This is a genomic window from Amycolatopsis sp. NPDC049252, from assembly GCF_043197175.1.
In the GTDB taxonomy this organism is placed as follows: Bacteria; Actinomycetota; Actinomycetes; order Mycobacteriales; family Pseudonocardiaceae; genus Amycolatopsis.
Genome location: NZ_JBICSQ010000011.1, coordinates 94,848 through 112,061, shown reverse-complemented (window position 1 = coordinate 112,061; position 17,214 = coordinate 94,848). Strand labels below are relative to the sequence as shown.

The window sequence follows — 17,214 nt, the reverse complement described above, 5'->3', positions numbered from 1 at the left end:
GCCAATACCCCATCAGGGGTCGGCCACGCGTCGCCATTGAGCGTGATCCACCCCACATCCGGCCCCGCCTCAGCTCAGGTGCGACGTGTCGTTCACCAGCCGGACCGATGCGTTGCCGTCCGGGTAGAACTCCACGATCGACAGCGACGCCAGGTCCAGGTGCAGCCGGAACAGCAGCGACGGCCCGGCGTCCAGGCCCATCCGCAGCAGCGTCTTGATCGGCGTCACGTGGCTGACCAGCACCAGCGTCCGGCCGCCGTGCTCGGCGATCAGCTCGTCGCGGGCCTTGCGGACGCGCCGGTGGACGACGTCGAAGCTCTCGCCGCCGGGTGGCGGGACCGAGCTGTCCCCCAGCCAGGAGCGGTGCAGCTCGGGGTCGCGGTCGGCCGCCTCGGCGAACGTCAGCCCCTCCCAGTCGCCGAAGTCGGTCTCGATGAGGCCGGGGTGGGTCTCGACGCGGCCGCCGAGCGCGTCGGCGACGGCCTGCGCGGTCTGCTTCGTGCGTGTGAGCGGCGAGGAGATGATCGGAACGGCCTCACCGTCCACGATCAGGCCGTCGGTCGCGGCCAGCCGCTTCGCCGCCGCCGCGGCCTGCCCGCGGCCGAGCTCGGTGAGCGGGACGTCGCCGCGGCCGGAGTAGCGCCGCAGCGCCGACATTTCGGTCTGGCCGTGGCGCAGCAGGAGCAGCCGGGTCGGTGTGCCGCGCGCGCCGGTCCAGGCCACCGTCGCGCGGTCGGGCTTCCGGGTCGGCAGCTTCGGCGCCGCTTGGGGAGTGCCGGGTCCGGCGGCGGGCTTCCCCGCGGCGGGCTTCCCCGTGGCCGTGTCCATGGCTTCGTTGGCCAGCCGGTCCGCGTGGGAGTTCTCCGCGCGCGGGATCCACTGGTAGCTGACGCGCGAGAAGCCCGCGGCCAGCTGCTTGGCCTGCTCGGCGAGCGGCTGCATGTCCGGGTGCTTGATCTTCCAGCGCCCGGACATCTGCTCCACCACGAGCTTCGAGTCCATCCGGACGTCCACAGTGGACGCTCCGAGCTCGGCCGCGGCGGCCAGCCCGGCGATCAGGCCGCGGTACTCGGCGACGTTGTTGGTGACGACGCCGAGGCCGTCCTTGCGCTCGGCCAGGACCTCGTCGGTCGCGGCGTCCTTGACCACCGCGCCGTACCCGGCGGGCCCGGGGTTGCCCCGGGAACCGCCGTCGGCCTCGACGACGACGTGCTCGGTCACAGGCCGGACTCCACGGTCCTGACCAGGATCGCGCCGCAGTTCTCGCACTGCACGACGTCGTCCTCGGGGCCGCCCTTGATCTCGTTGACGGTGTTGCGGTCCAGCTCCAGCTGGCAGGCACCGCACCGGCGGGCGCGCAGCAGCGCGGCGCCGATGCCCTTGTGCTCGCGGACGCGCTCGTACAGCTTGAGCAGCGGCTCGGGGAACCGCGGCAGCAGCTTCGCGCGGTCTTCCTCGCGGCGGGCGAGGGTGGTGTCGAGGTCCTTGAACGCCTCGTCGCGGCGGATGATCGCGGCCGCGATCTCGGCCTCGGCCTTGTCGACCTCGGCGCCGGTGCGCTGGGCGTCGAGCCCCAGCGCCTCGCGCTGCTCCATCAGCTCCAGCAGGTCGTCCTCCAGCGCGCTCTGCCGGCGCTGCAGGGTCTGCAGCTCGTGCTCGATGTCGGTCATCTGCTTGGAGTTCACGGAACCGGACGCCAGGAGCTTGCGGTCGCGGTCTTCGCGAGCGCGCACCGACTCGATCTCCTTCTCCTGGCGGGCGACCTCGCGGTCGAGGTCGGACGCGGCGGTCTCCACGGACACGAGCGCGTCGCGGCGGTCGCGGGCGGTCTTCTCACCGGCGTCGATTTCGGCCAGTTCAGGGAGGGTGCGGCGGCGGTGCGCGGTGCGCGAGAGCTCGGCGTCCACCTTGGCGAGCTCGAGCAACTGGCGCTGCACGGCGGGTTCGGCCTTCACGGTGCTCCTCTTAATTCGATGTGCGCTCGGCGCGGACGTTCCACGGGTCGGTGCACCGCGTGGAGACGCAAGTGTCGACGTTACCCGCAAACGCCCCGGCCACGACCGCCGAGGCTTGCCCGCACCAGGGCCATTCGCTGGCCCAGTGGGTCAGCCCGACCAGCGCGGGCGCCGTGCCCGGGCGGGCCAGGTGCTCACCCGCGGGGTGATGCCGCAGGTCGGCGGTGACGTAGGCGTCGACACCGGCTTCCGCGGCCCGCTCGAGGTAGGAGTCCCCGGCCCCGCCGGAGACGGCGACGGTGCGGATCAGGCGGTCCACGTCGCCCGCGCCGAGCACGCCCGGGACGGTCGCGGGCAGGGCGTCGGCGACGCGCTGGACGAAGACACCGAAGGGTTCCGGCTCCGGCAGTTCGCCGATCCGGCCGATTCCCGTGACGCCGTCCGGCTTCGGGTCGAGGGGCCCGGTGACGCGGAGGCCGATCGCCTCGGCGAGCGCGTCCGAGACGCCGGGGTCGGCGGAGTCGGCGTTGGTGTGCGCGCAGTAGAGCGCGATGCCCGCGCGGATCATCCGGTGCACCAACGCGCCCTTCGCCGTGTCGGCGGGGACACCGTGCACGCCGCGCAGCAGCAGCGGGTGGTGCGCGACGATCAGCTGCGCGCCGAGCTCGACGGCTTCGTCGAGGGTTTCGGTGCCGGGGTCGACGCAGAAGAGCACGCGCGTCACGGGCTCGGCCGGGTCGCCGCAGACGAGGCCGACGGCGTCCCACGACTCGGCGAGCGCCGGCGGGTACGCCTGCTCCAGCACGGTGATGACTTCGGAAAGGGCGGGCATCCGGGGATCTTCGCATGGAGCGTTTCCGGCCGTGAAACCTCGGCCCTGGCTCGTCGCGGTGCGGTTTCTTCCGCGCCGCCCGCGCGAGATCCGCGCGGTGACCGACTCCACAGTGGGTCGCCGGCGGCGACCTGCCCGCAGGGTCGAGTTGAGGGGCGCCCCGGCGGCGAATCACCGCCGCCGCGGGCGCCGTGCGGGGGTCAGTTGCAGTTGCCGCAGCAGCCGCAGCCCTGTCCGGTGCACTTCGAGCAGCACCCGTGCATGATCGCTCTCCTTCCGGTTCGCGTCCTCGCGTGATCGACGCTAGGTGCCTGGTGAGGGCCGGTGGTACCGCCGAGCGGTGAGCAGACCAGGTGAACCCGCACCGCCGGTGGTTACGGCACGGCGTCGCGCCGCCTCACCGGGCGCATCGGGCGAGCCGCGCGCTGACGGACACGTCGTAGGCGGTGGGCGCGGACGGATCCGGGCCTGCCGGGTCGCGAAAGGTCTGCAGCCAGACGGTGCCGTCCGGGCCGACGCCGTACACGCCGACGACCTCGCCGGGCGTGCACCCCTTGTCGCTGGGCACTCGGGTCGAGTCGGAGGCGTAACGGACGTCGGTGTAGCCGCGCGCCAGCATCGACGCCGCGGCGTCGGACGCGACGTAACCGGCGAGGTCCTGCCGGTTGTACACGTGCTCGGCGGGGAAGGCCGGGCGCGGGGAAGGGATGGCGAAGCCGTCGACCTCCTCATCGCCGCCGAGCCATCGAGGCAACAGCACGGCCGAGGTCAGCAACACACCGACGAGAGCCGAGTGACGGATGGTGGCGGACATAGCGGACTCCTCGGATGCCGTGGTGGTTGTCTGACTCGCGCGAGGAGTGGCTGCTGTTACAACCGAGCGGTGAGCAGACCAGGTGAACCCGCACCGCCGGTGGTTACGCTCGCCGCATGCTTCAGATCGTCGTTGTCTGCTCCGGCAACATCTGCCGCTCCCCCATGGCCGAGCTCGTCCTGCGGAAGGAGCTCGACGACGCCGGGCTGGCCGGCGCCGTCCGGCTGTCCAGTGCCGGGACCGGTGGCTGGCACGAAGGGGAACCCGCCGACAAGCGCGCCCGGGCGACGCTCAAAGCCCACGGCTACCCGACCCAGCACGTCGCCTCCGAGGTGACCGAAGACGACCTCGAGGCCGACCTGCTCCTGGCCGCCGACCAGGGGCACGCCGAGTTCCTGCGGGCCCGCGTCGACGATCCCGCCAAGGTGCGGCTGCTGCGGTCGTTCGACCCGTCGGCCCCGGACGGCGCCGAGGTGCCGGACCCGTACTACGGCGGCGACGACGGTTTCGAGGACGTCCTCCGCATGATCGAACGCGCCGTGCCCGGTTTGCTGGATTGGGTGCGTTCGCACCCCTGACACGTCACATTCGGCGAGGTCGGCGGGCGGGCCGGACCGGGCACGGCCTACCGTGGAGGGGTGCGGTTGCGGTTCCTGCTCCGGCCCGGGTGGCTGGCTCTGACGGTGGTGGTCTTCGCCTTCGCCGTCTGCTGCTTCACGCTCCTTTCGCCGTGGCAGTTCGGCCGCAACACCGAGCGCGAGCAGCAGAACTCCTCCCTCGAGACGTCGTTCACGGCCGCGCCGGTGCCGCTCGCGCAGCTGCTGCCGCCGGGCGCCGTGCCCGACCAGCACACCGAGTGGCACCTCGTGTCGATCACCGGCCAGTACCTCCCGGACAAGGAGGTCGTCGCCCGGCTGCGGACCGTGCAGGGTGAGGGCGCTTTCGAGGTGCTGACGCCGCTGCGGACGACCGACGGCACGGTCGTGCTGATCGACCGCGGGTTCGTCAAGCTCGACAGCAAGTCCGGTGTGCTGCCCTTCGCGCCGGCGCCGGGCGGGACCGTGCAGGTCACCGCGCGGGTGCGCAGCGACGAGACCGACCCGAAGAACCGGGACGCGTTCGCCGACGCGTCGACCGGCGGGCGGCTGCAGAGCTACGTCGTCGACTCGAAGGTCGTCGCGCGGGCGGGGAAGATCGACATCCGGCCCGGGTACTTCCAGCTCGACACCGATCAGCCCGGCGTGCTGGGCGCGCTGCCGCTGCCCCAGACCGACTCGGGGCCGTTCTTCTCCTACGCGCTGCAGTGGATCGCGTTCGGTGCGATGGCGGTGCTCGGCTGGCTCTACTTCACCGTGCGCGAGCTGAAGCCGGGCGGCGCGCTGTCCGAGCCGAAGCCGTCGGGCGAGCGGACGCGGCGGAAGTCCGTCTCGGAGATCCTGGCCGAGGACGAGGCCGAGTACGCCGAAAGTGGCCCTTCGAAGTAAGCCGGAAATGGACCTGTGGCGAGGCCACTTGTAGTCTTCACACTGGGTTCATGCTGATCCACCCCTGGGACGCCGCGAAGGACGACGCCGAGTGGCGGGACTGGCTGGCCGGCCACGACTTCGGCCAGCTGATCGCCGGCGGCACCGGCCGCGACCTGCCGATGGTCACGCCCGCGCACTTCGCCTACGACGGCGACCGCACGATCGTCACGCACCTGGCCCGCCCCAACCCGATCTGGCCGCTGCTGGAGGAACACCCGCGCGCGCTGCTGACGGTGGTCGACGACTACACGTACATCCGCGCGGACTGGAACACGGCGCCCGGCGCGGACCCGGCTCGCGGAGTGCCGACGTCGTACTACGCGACGGTCCAGCTGGAGGGTGACGTCCGGCTGATCGACGACCCGGCGGAAAAAGCAGCGCTGCTGGACAAGCAGTTGCGGCACTTCGAGACGGACGGCGCCCGCGCCGAGGTGAGCGCCACGGACGCCCCCGACCGGCGGCTGCTGCCGGGCATCCGCGGAATCGAGTTCACGATCACGGGCGTCCGAGCGAAGTTCAAGTTCGGCGGCAACCGGACGGAAGAGGACCGCGAGCGCATCGGCACCCGGCTGGCGGAGCGCGACGGGCGGCTGGACGCGGAGGCCTTGGCGCAGTTGCGCCGCCGCGGCTGAGTCAGCGCGAGCGGCGCCAGAAACCCGCGACCACCGCGAGCAGCACCGAGGTCACCCCGGCCAGCCAGCCGACCACGCGGGAGAGTTCCACCGCGCGTGTCACGTGACCCGCGTCCGGGTTGCGGCCCACGCCCAGCACCGGCAGTTCCTCGACGCCGTGCGGGTACACCGTCCGGCCGCCGACGCGGATCTCCAGCGCTCCCGCGAACGCCGCCTCCACGCGGCCCGCGTTCGGGCTCGGGTGGGCGATCGTGTCGCGGCGCCACGCGCGCCACGCGCCGCCCGCCGAGCCGCCGACCACCGGGGCCGCCAGCACCGTCAGGCCCGCCGCGACGCGGGTGGGGACCAGGTGGACGAGCTCGTCGAGCCGGTCGATCGCCCAGTGACCGGGACGGCCGCGGCGGGTGCGGCGCAGCAGGCTGACCGCCCGCGCGCCCAGCAGGCCCGGGACACCCGCCACCGCGCCCCACACCAGCGGCGCGACGACGGCGTCGGAAGTGTTCTCCGCCAACGTTTCCACCGACGCCCGCGACAGCGCGACCGGGCCCAGCCCGTCGGCGACGCGGGGGTCCAATTCGGACAGTGTCGAGCGGGCCGGCTCGAAGCGGCACTCCTCGAGGTCGCGGGCGAGCTCGGTGCCCTGCACCGCCAGGCCGGCCGCGCCGAGCACGGCCCAGGTCGTCACGGCGGTCGCGGTCGCCTGCACCAGCGGACGGCCCCGGCCCGCGCGTTCGAGCAGCAGGCCACCCAGCACCGCGGCGCCGGCCACGGCGGCTCCCGGAGCGGGCCCGAAGCGGCGGAAAGCCGTCACCGGTGGACGCCGTCGCGGATCGCCGAGGGCGCCGTCGGCCGCCACGCCCAACACCAGTCCGATCGCGCGCGCCGCGCTCACCCGTGCCCCCCGGCATAAGAAAAGTCTGCTTCGGGGAGAGGCTACTCGCCCCCGCCAGGCCGGTTTGCGGCCTACTCCACCAGGGCCGCGATCTCGTCCCGCGCCTGGACGACGATGTCCCGCATCGCGCGTTCGGCCCGGTCCGCGTCGCCCGCCGCGACCGCGGCCGCCACCTCCAGGTGCAGGGCCACCGCCTCGGGCTGGGGCTCGGGCGGCATCAGCCCGTGGCCGGTCCGGCCGGTCAGCACCTCCGCGACGACCTCGGACAGCTGCGCGAACATCGGGTTCCCGGACGCGCTCAGCAGCAGGTCGTGGAACGCGATGTCGAACTCGAGGAACGTCGAGAGGTCCCGCGCGCGAGCCGTCCGCGCCAGCCGCTCGCCCAGCGCCCCGAGGCGGCCGCGCTCCTCCGGCGTCGCGCGCAGGGCGGCGTAGCGCGCCGCGCACGGCTCGATCGCCGAACGCAGCTCGTTCAGCGTGGCCAGGGCCGCCGGGCGCGCCGGGCCGTCGAGCTGCCAGCGGATGAGCTTCGGGTCGTAGTGGTTCCACTCCCCCGGCTCCCGCACGGTCACCCCGACGCGCCGCTTGCTGCTGGTCAGGCGCATCGTCTCGAGCACTCGGACCACTTCACGCGCTACCGTCCGCGAAGCGCCGAAGCGCTCCTGGAGCTCTTCGGACCGCAGCACGGTGCCCGGCGGCAGCTCGCCGTTCGCGATCGCCGCGCCGAGCGCGTCCAGGACCTGGTCGTGCCTGTCGTTCCCCACTCAGCCAACCTAGCGAACTGACTCGATTAAGTAGCACTTAATCTTGAATAAGTAGTACTTTTGAGCTTGACTCACCCGAGCACAACGAAGTGGGAGGTGGCGATGACCGTCATCGTGGTGATGGGCGTGTCGGGCTCCGGGAAGACGACGGTCGGCACGGAACTCGCGGACGCATTGGGCGTCGAGTACGCCGAAGCGGATACGTTCCACCCGCAGGCCAACATCGACAAGATGACCGCGGGGACCGCACTGACCGACGCCGACCGCGCCCCCTGGCTCGAGGCCATCGCCGGCTGGATCCGCGCGCACCAGGAGTCCGGCGGCGTCGTGACGTCGTCCGCGCTGAAACGCCGGTACCGCGACGTCCTGCGCACCGGTGGCAACGTCTGGTTCGCCCACCTGCACGGCGATCGCGAGGTGCTCGCCGAGCGCATGAAGACCCGAAAGGGCCACTTCATGCCGGTCTCCCTGCTGGATTCACAGCTCGCCGACCTCGAACCCCTCGAACCGGACGAGCCCGGCGCGATCTTCGACATCCGCAACACCCCCGACGAAATCACCGAAGCCGCCTTGACCGCCTTCCGGGAGCGCGCATGAACTCCGTCCTCGCGGCCGCCTGGACCGGCCACGACACCCGCCTGATCGCCGCGACGGTCGTCGCCATCGCGGTGATCGTCGTGCTGATCACCAAGGTGAAGCTGCACCCGTTCCTGTCGCTGGTGCTGGGCTCGATCGTGCTGGGCCTGGCCGCCGGGATGCCCGTCGACAAGCTGCTCAAGAGCTTCTCGGGCGGGGTCGGCAGCACGGTCGCCTCGGTCGGGATCCTGATCGCGCTCGGCGCGATGCTCGGCAAGCTGCTCGCGGACTCGGGTGGCGCCGACCAGATCGTCGACACCGTGCTCGGCAAGGCGCGCGGGGCCGCCCTGCCGTGGGCGATGGCCCTGGTCGCGGCGCTGATCGGGCTGCCGATGTTCTTCGAGATCGGGCTCGTCATGCTGATCCCGGTGGTGCTGCTGGCGGCCAAGCGCACCGGGAAACCGTTGATGCTGCTGGGAATTCCCGCCGTCGCCGGCCTGTCGGTGCTGCACGGCCTGGTCCCGCCGCACCCCGGCCCGCTCGCCGCGGCGGGCGCGCTGAACGCGAACGTCGGGATCACGCTGGCGTTCGGGTTGCTGGTCGGCATCCCGACGCTGATGATCGCGGGCCCGCTGTTCGGCAAGCTGGCCGCCCGGCTGGTCCCGGACGCCACGCCACCCGAGCGGCTGATCCCCGAGCGGGCGGACCCGGACAAACCGCGGCCGAGCTTCGCGGCGACGCTCACGACGGTCCTGCTGCCGGTCGTCCTCATGCTCGCGAAGGCGCTGTCGGACATCCTGCTGGGCAAGGAAAACCAGGCGCGGCGCGTGCTGGACTTCGTCGGCGACCCGCTGATCGCGCTGCTCGCGGCGGTGCTGGTGGGCATGGTCCTGCTGGGCCGCCCGGCCGGCCTGGACCGCGCTCGGCTGTCCACTGTGGTCGGCGAGTCACTGGGACCGATCGCGGGCATCATGCTGATCGTCGGCGCCGGCGGCGGCTTCAAGCAGACCCTGGTGGACGCCGGGGTCGGCGACGTCATCACGAGCCTGGCGAAGGACGCGAACCTGTCGCCGCTGCTGCTGGGCTGGCTGGTCGCGGTGGCGATCCGCCTGGCGACGGGCTCGGCGACGGTGGCCACCGTCTCGGCGGCGGGCATCGTGGCCCCGCTGGCCGCGACGATGGACCCTTCGCACAGTGCGTTGCTGGTGCTGGCGATCGGCGCGGGGTCGCTGTTCTTCTCGCACGTGAACGACGCCGGGTTCTGGCTGGTCAAGGAGTACTTCGGGCTGTCGGTCGGCCAGACGCTGAAAACCTGGTCGGTGATGGAGACGCTGATCTCCGTGGTGGCGATCGCGCTGATCCTGCCGCTGTCGCTGGTGGTGTAGTTCAAAGCCGTGAAGGCCACCTTGAGGGACTCTGAGTCCCTCAAGGTGGCCTTCACGGCTTTTGGCGACCGTTGACACGTGACCTTTTGGTCACCTATTCTTCCGGCGTGCCCGACGATGACCTGGTGTTCAAGGCGCTGGCGGATCCGACCCGCCGGTTCCTGCTCGACCTGCTCTTCGAACGCGACGGGCGCACGCTCACCGAACTCGAAACGCAGGTCGACATGAGCCGCTTCGGCGTCATGAAGCACCTGAAGCTGCTCGAGGAGGCCGGATTGGTCGTCGCGCGCAGGGAGGGCCGCGAAAAGCTGCACTTCCTGAACCCCGTGCCGATCCGGCAGATCCACGACCGGTGGATCGACAAGTACACCGAGCGCCACGTGACCGCGCTGCTCGACCTCAAGAACGAACTGGAAGGCGACGAACCATGACGAACACCGTGCAGGTCAACCGCATCTACATCAAGGCGACTCCGGAGCGGATCTGGGAAGCCATCACCAAGCCCGAGTGGACGCAGAAGTACGGCTACACCGGCCTCGTCGACTTCGATCTGAAGGCGGGCGGAAAACACCGGACCCACCCGACGCAGGCGTACATCGACGGGGGCTACACCGGGGACCTGATCGACGGCGAGGTCCTCGAAGCCGACCCGCCGCGCAAGCTCGTCATCACCTGGAAGCTGCTGATGGACCCGGCCATGGCGGACGAGCCGTACACGACCGTCACCTACGACATCGAGGCGACGCAGACCGCGGGCACCAGACTCACCGTCACCCACGACGTCACCGGCGCGCCGCTGACCGCCGACATGGTCGCCGGGGTGCACGAGGACGTCAACGCCAGGCCGGGCGAGAACGCCGGTGGCGGCTGGGCGTGGATCCTGTCGGACCTCAAGTCCCTGCTGGAGACCGGCGACGTCATCGTCCCGGCCTGACTCTCGGCCTGAACGAGGGTCCGGCGGGCCCGGCTCGCGCCGCTTCGAGCCGGGCCCGCCGGGGTCTACGCGCGCTGGGTCGCGGCCTTCAGCGCGGCCTTGGCGGACGCCGGCGCGTCCAAGGTGTCCAGCCCGAACAGGGCCGCGCCGACCACGGGGTTGACGTCGACGACGCGCACCACCGCGCGCGGGGCGACCTTCAGGCACCGCTTCTCGATCTCGGCGATCACCGGGGCGCCGACGCCCGTCAGCACACCGCCGCCGAGGATGACCTCCGGCGCTTCCCCGGTCAGGTCGAGGTTCCGCAGGATCACCGCCGCGAACACGCTGACCTCCTCGACGAACCGGGTGACGATGTCCGCCGCCACCTCGTCGCCGGTCGCCGCGACCTCGAACAGCAGCGGGCAGAGCCCGTGAATCGAGGCGGCGGGGATTTCTTCGAAGTGCAGGCCCTGGACGACGTCGAGCAGGGTCGTCCGGTCGAAGAAGCCGGCCACCGCCGCCTGCAGCGCGGTGCGCGGGCCGCGGCCGTCCTCGGCGCGCACCGCCCACCACAGGGCCTCCTCGCCGAGCCGGTAACCGCCGCCCCAGTCGCCGGAGATCTTGCCCAGCGCGGGAAAGCGGTGCACCCGCCCGTCCGGGCCGACACCGGCGCCGTTGATCCCGGCGCCGCACACCACCGCCACGCCGACCCCCGCGCTGCCCGCCCGGAGCAGCGCGAGGGTGTCGTTGCCGACGGTCAGCGTGTCGCTCCACCCGCGGGCCGCCAGCGCCGCGTGCAGCGCCTCCTCCTCACGCGGGAAGTCGAGCCCGGCGAGGTAGGCCGACGTGTGCACCGCGAACGGCTTCTCCCCGAAATCCGGGAAAGCCTCCAGCACCAGCGCTTCCAGCGCCGCGACGCAGGCCGCGACCCCGACGTTCTGCGGCGAGGCCCCCGGCCCGCGCGACTTTCCGAGCACGACGCCCTCGTGCGACACCACGAGGACCTCGGTCTTGCTGTTCCCTCCGTCGATGGCGATGACAGCCGGCTTCATCCGCGCGCCCAGGGCAGGTACTCACGGTTGATCTGCACGAGCGAATCGGCGAGCGTGTCGGCCTTGGTGTACTGGCCCACCAGCGGGTGCGCCAGCAGCGCGTCGGCCACGCGGTCGCGGCCGCCCTTGACCGCCGCCTCCAGCGCCAGGAACTCGTACGCCGTCGTCGCCGCGATGAGACCCGAGAACTGCGGTTCCACGGGCGACTGCGCGATCGGCGTCGCCCCCTTCGAGTCCACAGTGGACCTAGTCTCGATGACGGCGTCGTCGGGCAGGAAGCCGAACGTGCCATCGTTGCGGACGTTCACCACGTGCTCCTCGGCCGGGCCGCCCGCGGTCAGCGCGTGCACCAGCTGCACGGCGGCCTCGGAGTAGTACGCGCCGCCGCGCTTCTCCAGCGACTCCGGCTTCGTGTTCTGCTCCGGGTCGAGGTAGATCTTGAGCAGCTCCTCTTCGACGTCGCTGACGACCTCCGCCCGCGGCCGCTCGGTGCGCTGCTTGGCGACCTGCTCGTCGTGCGCGTAGAAGTACTTCAGGTAGTACGACGGCACGACGTTCATGCGCCGCAACCACTTCTCCGGCACGCTGACCTCAGTGGACAGGTAGTCCAAGTGCTGGTCCAGCAGTTCCGGCAGCCGGTCGACGCCGTCGACGAGCGCGCCGCGCTCCCAGCTCAGGTGGTTGAGTCCGGTGTGGACGAGCTTGACGTCGTCCGCGCCGACCCCCAGCAGCTTCCCGAACTGCCGCTGCAGGTTGATCGCGACGTTGCACAGCCCGACGGCGCGGTGCCCCTCGTTGAGCAGGGCGCGCGTGACGATGCCGACCGGGTTGGTGAAGTTGACGATCCACGTGTCGTCACCGGCGATCTTGCGGACGCGCTCGGCGATGTCGAGCACCACCGGGACCGTGCGCAACGCCTTCGCGAGGCCGCCCGCGCCGGTCGTCTCCTGGCCGACGCAGCCGCAGGCGTGCGGGAAGGTCTCGTCGGAGCGCCGCGCCCGCTGGCCGCCGACCCGCAGCTGGATCAGCACCGCCGACGCGCCGTCGACGCCCTCTTCGAGCGACTGCGTGGTCCGGACCCGCGCGGGGTGGCCGGCGTGGTCGAGCAGCCGCTGACTGAACCCGCCGACGGCCTCGACGCGGTAGGCGTCCGGGTCCACCAGCACGATCTCGTCGACGTCCAAAGTGGACCTCCGACCGGCGATCCCGTCGATCAGCTCCGGCGTGTAGGTGGACCCGCCACCGACGACTGCCAGCTTCATCCCTTGACTCCCGTGAATGTGATGCCCTTGACGAACGACTTCTGCGCGAAGATGAACAGCACGATCACCGGTGCCATGATCAGCGCGGTCGCCGCCATCGTCATGTTCCACTCGACGTGGTGCATGCCGCGGAAGGACGCGATCGCCAGCGAAAGCGGCCAGTGGTCCTGGTTCTCGCCCGTGTAGAGCAGCGGCCCGAAGTAGTCGTTCCAGGTGAACAGGAAGCAGAACATCGCGGTGGCCGCGATCCCGGGCTTCGCCATCGGGATCAGCACCCGGTACATCGCCTGGAACTCGTTGCAGCCGTCGATCTTCGCCGCTTCGAGGTAGTCCTTCGGAATGGTGAGGAAGAACTGCCGGAGCAGGAAGATCGAGAACGCGTCGAAGAAGAAGTACGGCGTGATCAGCGGCACGAGCGTGCCGGTGAGCCCGAGCCGCACCCACAGGTCGTACAGCGGCACGACCGTGACCTGCGGCGGCAGCATCATCGCGGCCACCGTGAGCATGAAGAACAGGTTCTGCCCGCGCCACCGCAGTTTCGCCAGCGCGTACGCCGCCGGGATCGCCGAAAGCAGTGCGCCGATCGTCGCCAGCGCCGAATACAGCAGGCTGTTGCCGAAGTACTCCAGCAGCGGCGCCTTCTTGAACACCGTCACGAAGTTCTCGAAGTGCCATTCGGTCGGCCACAGACTCGCCGTCATCGCCTGGTCGTCCGCCATCACCGCGGTGAGGAACACGAACAGCAGCGGCAGCATGAAGATCACGCCGAGCGCGATCCCGGTCGCGTGCAACGCGATCCAGGACAGGCGCCGGTCCCAGCTCCGCTTGAACCGCACCTTCGGGTCCACGCCCGCCGGCTTCTGCGGCGCGTCCGCCAGTGCGGTCATGCCCCCTCCTCCTGGTGCTGGGACTTACGCAGCTGCCGCACGAGAATCCAGGTGAAGCCAGCCGAAACGATGAACAGCAGCACCGCCATCGCCGCCGCGTAACCCATGTTGAAGTAGCGGAAACCCTGGACGTACAGCCAGATCGGGTACGTCAGCGTCGAGTTCTCGGGCGCGCCGATGAGCTTCGAGTTGCCGGCGACGTCGGCCGTGCCCGCCGAGGCGGACGCCGCGACGATCGCCTGGGTGAAGAACTGCAGCGCGTAGATGATCGAGTTGACCACGCCGAACAGCAGCACCGGCGAGATCGACGGCAGCGTGACGTGCCAGAACTTCCGGACCGAGCCGGCGCCGTCGAGCTCGGCGGCCTCGTACTGTTCCGTCGGGACGTCGAGCAGCGCGGCCAGGATGATGATCATCAGCTCGCCGGAGCCCCACAGCGCGAGCAGCGTCAGCGCGGGCTTCGACATGGCCGGGCTGTTGAACCACAGGCCGCCGTCGATGCCGATGAGCCGCAGGAACCGGTTCACCGGGCCGAACTCCGGGTTGAACACGAAGACGAACGCCAGCGTCGCCGCCGCGGGCGGGGCCAGGGTCGGCAGGTAGCAGAGGGTCCGCACCAGGCCGACACCCGACTTGAGCCGGGAGATCACCGACGCGATGCCGAGCGAGAACGCCACCCGGCAAACGGTCAGGACGACCACCAGCCACAGCGTGTTGTACGCCGCGGTGGCGACGAGCGGCTCGGTGGTGAACATCCGGACGTAGTTGTCGAACCCGATGAACTGCGGCGGGTTGATCAGGTCGTACTTGGTGAAGGAGTAGTAGACCGTGGCGATCAGCGGGTAACCGAAGAAGACCAGGAACCCGATGAGCGCCGGGGCCATGAAGAACAGCGCGGTCCGGCGGCGCTTGCCGGCCCGGCGGGCCCCCGCCCGCGCCTTTTCCGGCGCGGACGGGGAACCCTGGGCTTTCTCGGCGACAATGGAGGTCATCCGCCTGCGCCCTTTTGCTTCAGTTCGTCGTCGATCTGCGCGTCCACCTTCTTCAGGCCTTCGGTCAGATCGGGGATCGAGCCGGCCTGCCACTTCTCGGCGAAGTCGTTGACCGCCTTGAGGTGCGCGTCACCGATCGGGGTGGTCTGGTTCGACACGAGCTTGCCGCTGTCGTACATGTCGAGGAACGTCTTGAACTGCGGCTGCAGGTCGAGGCGGGGCGACGTCAGCGAGGCCTTCGTGCTGGGCACGTTCTTCAGGCCGTTGGCCATGTCCACCAGGGTGTCGGTGTCCAGGGTGACCTGCTTGATCAGCTCCCACGCGGCGCCCGGGTTCTTGGCGCCCTTGGGGATCGCGATGATCGTGCCGGTGGTGAAGGCACTGCCGTACTTGTCCGCCATGGTGGTGAGCACCGGGGCGGGGGCGGTGGCGTAGTTCAGCGTCGGCGCCTGGTCCTTGATGAACGCGGTGCGGAACTCACCGTCGTAGATCATCGCCAGCTTGCCCTTCTGGAAGCCGTTGTCGGCGGAGTACTCGTCACCGAGACCGGCCTTGAACTTCTCGACCTTGTCGTGGCCGCCGAGGGCGTCGATCAGCTTCTGCTGGAACTCGAACATCGCCTTCCAGCCGGGGTTGGTGGCGAGGTCCGACTTGCCGTCCGGGCCGAGGAACGGCGCGCCGAAGTTCGGCGCCCAGTACTGGGCCTGGTTGGCGTAGAACGGCATCGACGGCAGGAAGCCGGCGACCTTGATCGAGCCGTCCGCGTTGTACTCGGTCAGCTTCTTCGCGTCCTCGAGCAACTCGTCCGTGGTCTTCGGCGGTGAGGTGACGCCCTTCGCCGCGAACATGTCCTTGTTGTAGTAGAAGCCGTAGACGTCGGCGAGCATCGGCATGGCGCACCGCTTGCCCTGGTACTCGGTGTAGTTGCGGACCGCTTCCGGGATCTGGTTCAGGTCGATCTTGTCGCGGTCGATGTAGGGCTTCAGGTCCTGGAAGCTGCCGTTGGAGCACCAGGCGCCGAGGTTGTCGGTGTAGAACGAGATCGCGACGTCGGGCGGGTTGCCACCGCGGATCGACTGCGTGAGCTTGTCGTCGTCCTGGTTGCCCTCGTGCTTGATCTCGATGTTCGGGTACTTCGCCTTGAGCTTGTTCAGGCCCGCGGTGACCACGCCGTACTCGCGATCGGTGAACTTGCTGTAGACGGTGATCGTGATCTTGTCGTCCTTGCCGGGCGCGGCGGCCGCGTCACCGCCACCGCTCGGCGCGGCGGCGCCGGAACAGGCGCTGGTCAGCAGGACGGACGCCGCGGCCACGGCGATTAACGCTGCGCCGCGACGGGTCCGGTTGGTAGGGCGCATGGCCCTCCTCCTCATCGGTTGGGCTACTCGGTTGGGGACGGGGCGGGACGGGTGTTCGGGACCGCCGCTTTACCGGGCGAGGGTCCGACCGCGGGTCGGCGCGACCCGAGGAGCGTGGGGGTGACGACGCCGAAGACGTCCTCACGGGTTTTGGCAAGCGCGGACTGCAGCGCTCCGGCGCGGACGGCGTTGCCCTGCACGGAAGCGCAGCCGACCGGGGTCCGCGGCAGGACGAGGTCGTGCAGCCGGCCCTGCACCAGGCCGGCGAAGTTCTCGCCGCCGGCGCGGCTGGTGTCGCCGCAGAGCAGGACGAGCTGCGGGTCGGCGACCGCGACGAGGTTCGCGATGCCGCCGGCGACGCGCCGGGCCAGATCGTCGAGGAACGGGTGCGCGTCTCCGGCCAGCTCGACGGCGTCCCACGCGGTGTCGGCTTCGATGCCGTGGGCGGCGGCGAGGCGGCAGATGGCGGGCGAGTCGACGAGGTTGCCGAACCGGGCGCCGGCCTCGGGCCAGACGTCACCGGTGTCGACGGTCGCCGGGTCGGGCACGCGCATCCAGTCGATCTCGCCCCCGCCGCCGGTGGCGCCGCGCAGCAGCCGGCGTCCGATGACGACCGCGCCGCCGACCCCTTCGGACAGCCACACCATGACGAAGTCGTCGACGTCCTGCGCCTTCCCGGCGCTCATCTCCTCGACGGCGACGAGGTTGACGTCGTTCTCGATCAGGACGTCGACACCGAGCTCGTCGCTGAGCTTCTGCGGGACGTCGAACCCGAGCCAGCCGGGGATGTGCGGCGCGGAGGAGAGCAGGCCGGTGCGCGGGTCGAAGGCGCCCTGGGCGCCGATGACGACGTGGGCGAGCTCTTCGCGGGTGATCCCGGCCGCTTCGGCGACATGGCTCAGTGCCTCGCCGAAGGTCCCGACGACGTCGGCGCCTTCGTGGACGGGCAGCGCGACCTGGTGCTCGGCGAGGATCGTCCCGGCGACGTCGGCGACGACGAAGTCCGCGACGTGCGGGGTCAGATCGACGGCGGCGACGTAGGCGAGCCCGCCGTTGGCCGACCAGAGCTGGGCGCGCGGACCGCGTCCGCCACCCCGTACTCCGGCCTTGACGACCAGGTTGTCCTGCTCGAGCCGGGTGATGAGCTGCGCGGTGGCGGGCTTGGACAGCCCGATGGCGAGCTCGAGCTCGGCGCGCGTCAGCGGCCCCTCCCGGAGGAGGACCTCGATGGCCGCGCGATCGTTGATCTCACGCAGCATCCGCGGGCTACCGGCTCGCACTTGTCGTCGCTCCCGACTTAATTAGGATACTTTACAGACGGTTTTCGGGGACTGTAGTGAGCCGAGCCACAGCCGTCAACGGGCTCCGGAA

At 70.7% G+C, this 17,214-nt stretch carries 19 protein-coding genes; 7 read left to right on the top strand and 12 right to left on the bottom strand.

Features of this window, described 5'->3' with window-relative positions:
- Positions 1 to 69: 69 nt before the first annotated feature.
- From ACGFMK_RS16365 to ACGFMK_RS16350, 4 genes are all read right to left on the bottom strand, one after another.
- Positions 70 to 1,221 (bottom strand): bifunctional RNase H/acid phosphatase, encoded by a 1,152-nt coding sequence (locus ACGFMK_RS16365; RefSeq protein WP_392763132.1) that lies wholly within the window; start codon positions 1,219 to 1,221, stop codon positions 70 to 72.
- Positions 1,218 to 1,955 carry a zinc ribbon domain-containing protein gene (locus tag ACGFMK_RS16360; protein WP_392763130.1) on the bottom strand — a complete coding sequence of 246 codons (738 nt, stop codon included), beginning with the start codon at positions 1,953 to 1,955 and terminating at the stop codon, positions 1,218 to 1,220. The genes ACGFMK_RS16365 and ACGFMK_RS16360 overlap by 4 nt, the downstream gene beginning before the upstream one ends.
- Positions 1,956 to 1,965: 10 nt before the next feature.
- Positions 1,966 to 2,787 carry a Nif3-like dinuclear metal center hexameric protein gene (locus ACGFMK_RS16355; protein ID WP_392763127.1) on the bottom strand — a complete coding sequence of 274 codons (822 nt, stop codon included), beginning with the start codon at positions 2,785 to 2,787 and terminating at the stop codon, positions 1,966 to 1,968.
- Between the two features lie 397 nt (positions 2,788 to 3,184).
- Entirely contained in the window at positions 3,185 to 3,601 is a 417-nt protein-coding gene (locus tag ACGFMK_RS16350; RefSeq protein WP_392763124.1) for a hypothetical protein, read from the bottom strand.
- Between the two features lie 116 nt (positions 3,602 to 3,717).
- Here ACGFMK_RS16350 and ACGFMK_RS16345 point away from each other — a divergent pair, with 116 nt between their 5' ends.
- From ACGFMK_RS16345 to ACGFMK_RS16335, 3 genes are read left to right on the top strand one after another with little or no spacing between them, the layout of a single operon-like run.
- Positions 3,718 to 4,179 (top strand): low molecular weight protein-tyrosine-phosphatase, encoded by a 462-nt coding sequence (locus tag ACGFMK_RS16345; RefSeq protein ID WP_392763121.1) that lies wholly within the window; start codon positions 3,718 to 3,720, stop codon positions 4,177 to 4,179.
- A 60-nt stretch (positions 4,180 to 4,239) separates the two neighbouring features.
- Complete coding sequence (locus tag ACGFMK_RS16340; protein ID WP_392763118.1) at positions 4,240 to 5,085, top strand: SURF1 family protein; 846 nt, start codon at positions 4,240 to 4,242, stop codon at positions 5,083 to 5,085.
- A 50-nt stretch (positions 5,086 to 5,135) separates the two neighbouring features.
- Positions 5,136 to 5,759: an FMN-binding negative transcriptional regulator gene (locus tag ACGFMK_RS16335; RefSeq protein ID WP_392763115.1), complete on the top strand. Its 624-nt coding sequence runs from the start codon at positions 5,136 to 5,138 to the stop codon at positions 5,757 to 5,759.
- A 1-nt stretch (position 5,760) separates the two neighbouring features.
- Here ACGFMK_RS16335 and ACGFMK_RS16330 read toward each other — a convergent pair whose 3' ends face one another.
- Positions 5,761 to 6,651: a cobalamin biosynthesis protein gene (locus tag ACGFMK_RS16330; protein ID WP_392763110.1), complete on the bottom strand. Its 891-nt coding sequence runs from the start codon at positions 6,649 to 6,651 to the stop codon at positions 5,761 to 5,763.
- Between the two features lie 71 nt (positions 6,652 to 6,722).
- Positions 6,723 to 7,415: a FadR/GntR family transcriptional regulator gene (locus ACGFMK_RS16325; protein ID WP_392763107.1), complete on the bottom strand. Its 693-nt coding sequence runs from the start codon at positions 7,413 to 7,415 to the stop codon at positions 6,723 to 6,725.
- Positions 7,416 to 7,517: 102 nt separating this feature from the next.
- On the opposite strand from ACGFMK_RS16325, the gene ACGFMK_RS16320 reads away from it, so the two are divergent.
- The 4 genes from ACGFMK_RS16320 (at position 7,518) to ACGFMK_RS16305 (ending at position 10,310) form a co-directional block, all read left to right on the top strand.
- Positions 7,518 to 8,012 carry a gluconokinase gene (locus tag ACGFMK_RS16320; protein ID WP_392763105.1) on the top strand — a complete coding sequence of 165 codons (495 nt, stop codon included), beginning with the start codon at positions 7,518 to 7,520 and terminating at the stop codon, positions 8,010 to 8,012.
- Positions 8,009 to 9,376, top strand: a complete 1,368-nt coding sequence (locus tag ACGFMK_RS16315; RefSeq protein WP_392763102.1) for a gluconate:H+ symporter — start codon at positions 8,009 to 8,011, stop codon at positions 9,374 to 9,376. Before ACGFMK_RS16320 ends, ACGFMK_RS16315 begins: the two co-directional genes overlap by 4 nt.
- Positions 9,377 to 9,483: 107 nt before the next feature.
- On the top strand, positions 9,484 to 9,807 hold the full coding sequence (locus tag ACGFMK_RS16310) for an ArsR/SmtB family transcription factor (protein WP_392763099.1): 324 nt from the start codon (positions 9,484 to 9,486) through the stop codon (positions 9,805 to 9,807).
- Positions 9,804 to 10,310 carry an SRPBCC family protein gene (locus ACGFMK_RS16305; RefSeq protein WP_392763096.1) on the top strand — a complete coding sequence of 169 codons (507 nt, stop codon included), beginning with the start codon at positions 9,804 to 9,806 and terminating at the stop codon, positions 10,308 to 10,310. The genes ACGFMK_RS16310 and ACGFMK_RS16305 overlap by 4 nt, the downstream gene beginning before the upstream one ends.
- Before the next feature lie 65 nt (positions 10,311 to 10,375).
- On the opposite strand, the gene ACGFMK_RS16300 is transcribed toward ACGFMK_RS16305, so the two are convergent.
- From ACGFMK_RS16300 to ACGFMK_RS16275, 6 genes are read right to left on the bottom strand one after another with little or no spacing between them, the layout of a single operon-like run.
- Complete coding sequence (locus ACGFMK_RS16300) at positions 10,376 to 11,344, bottom strand: N-acetylglucosamine kinase (protein ID WP_392763093.1); 969 nt, start codon at positions 11,342 to 11,344, stop codon at positions 10,376 to 10,378.
- The gene (locus tag ACGFMK_RS16295) at positions 11,341 to 12,606 is read right to left on the bottom strand and encodes a 6-phospho-beta-glucosidase (RefSeq protein WP_392763090.1); all 1,266 of its coding nucleotides are present in this window, start codon (positions 12,604 to 12,606) and stop codon (positions 11,341 to 11,343) included. Before ACGFMK_RS16295 ends, ACGFMK_RS16300 begins: the two co-directional genes overlap by 4 nt.
- Positions 12,603 to 13,493 carry a carbohydrate ABC transporter permease gene (locus ACGFMK_RS16290; RefSeq protein ID WP_392763087.1) on the bottom strand — a complete coding sequence of 297 codons (891 nt, stop codon included), beginning with the start codon at positions 13,491 to 13,493 and terminating at the stop codon, positions 12,603 to 12,605. The genes ACGFMK_RS16295 and ACGFMK_RS16290 overlap by 4 nt, the downstream gene beginning before the upstream one ends.
- Positions 13,490 to 14,485 (bottom strand): carbohydrate ABC transporter permease, encoded by a 996-nt coding sequence (locus ACGFMK_RS16285; protein ID WP_392763084.1) that lies wholly within the window; start codon positions 14,483 to 14,485, stop codon positions 13,490 to 13,492. Before ACGFMK_RS16285 ends, ACGFMK_RS16290 begins: the two co-directional genes overlap by 4 nt.
- Positions 14,482 to 15,843: an extracellular solute-binding protein gene (locus ACGFMK_RS16280; RefSeq protein ID WP_392763081.1), complete on the bottom strand. Its 1,362-nt coding sequence runs from the start codon at positions 15,841 to 15,843 to the stop codon at positions 14,482 to 14,484. The genes ACGFMK_RS16285 and ACGFMK_RS16280 overlap by 4 nt, the downstream gene beginning before the upstream one ends.
- 23 nt (positions 15,844 to 15,866) lie before the next feature.
- Complete coding sequence (locus ACGFMK_RS16275; RefSeq protein ID WP_392763285.1) at positions 15,867 to 17,102, bottom strand: ROK family transcriptional regulator; 1,236 nt, start codon at positions 17,100 to 17,102, stop codon at positions 15,867 to 15,869.
- Between the last annotated feature and the right edge of the window lie 112 nt (positions 17,103 to 17,214).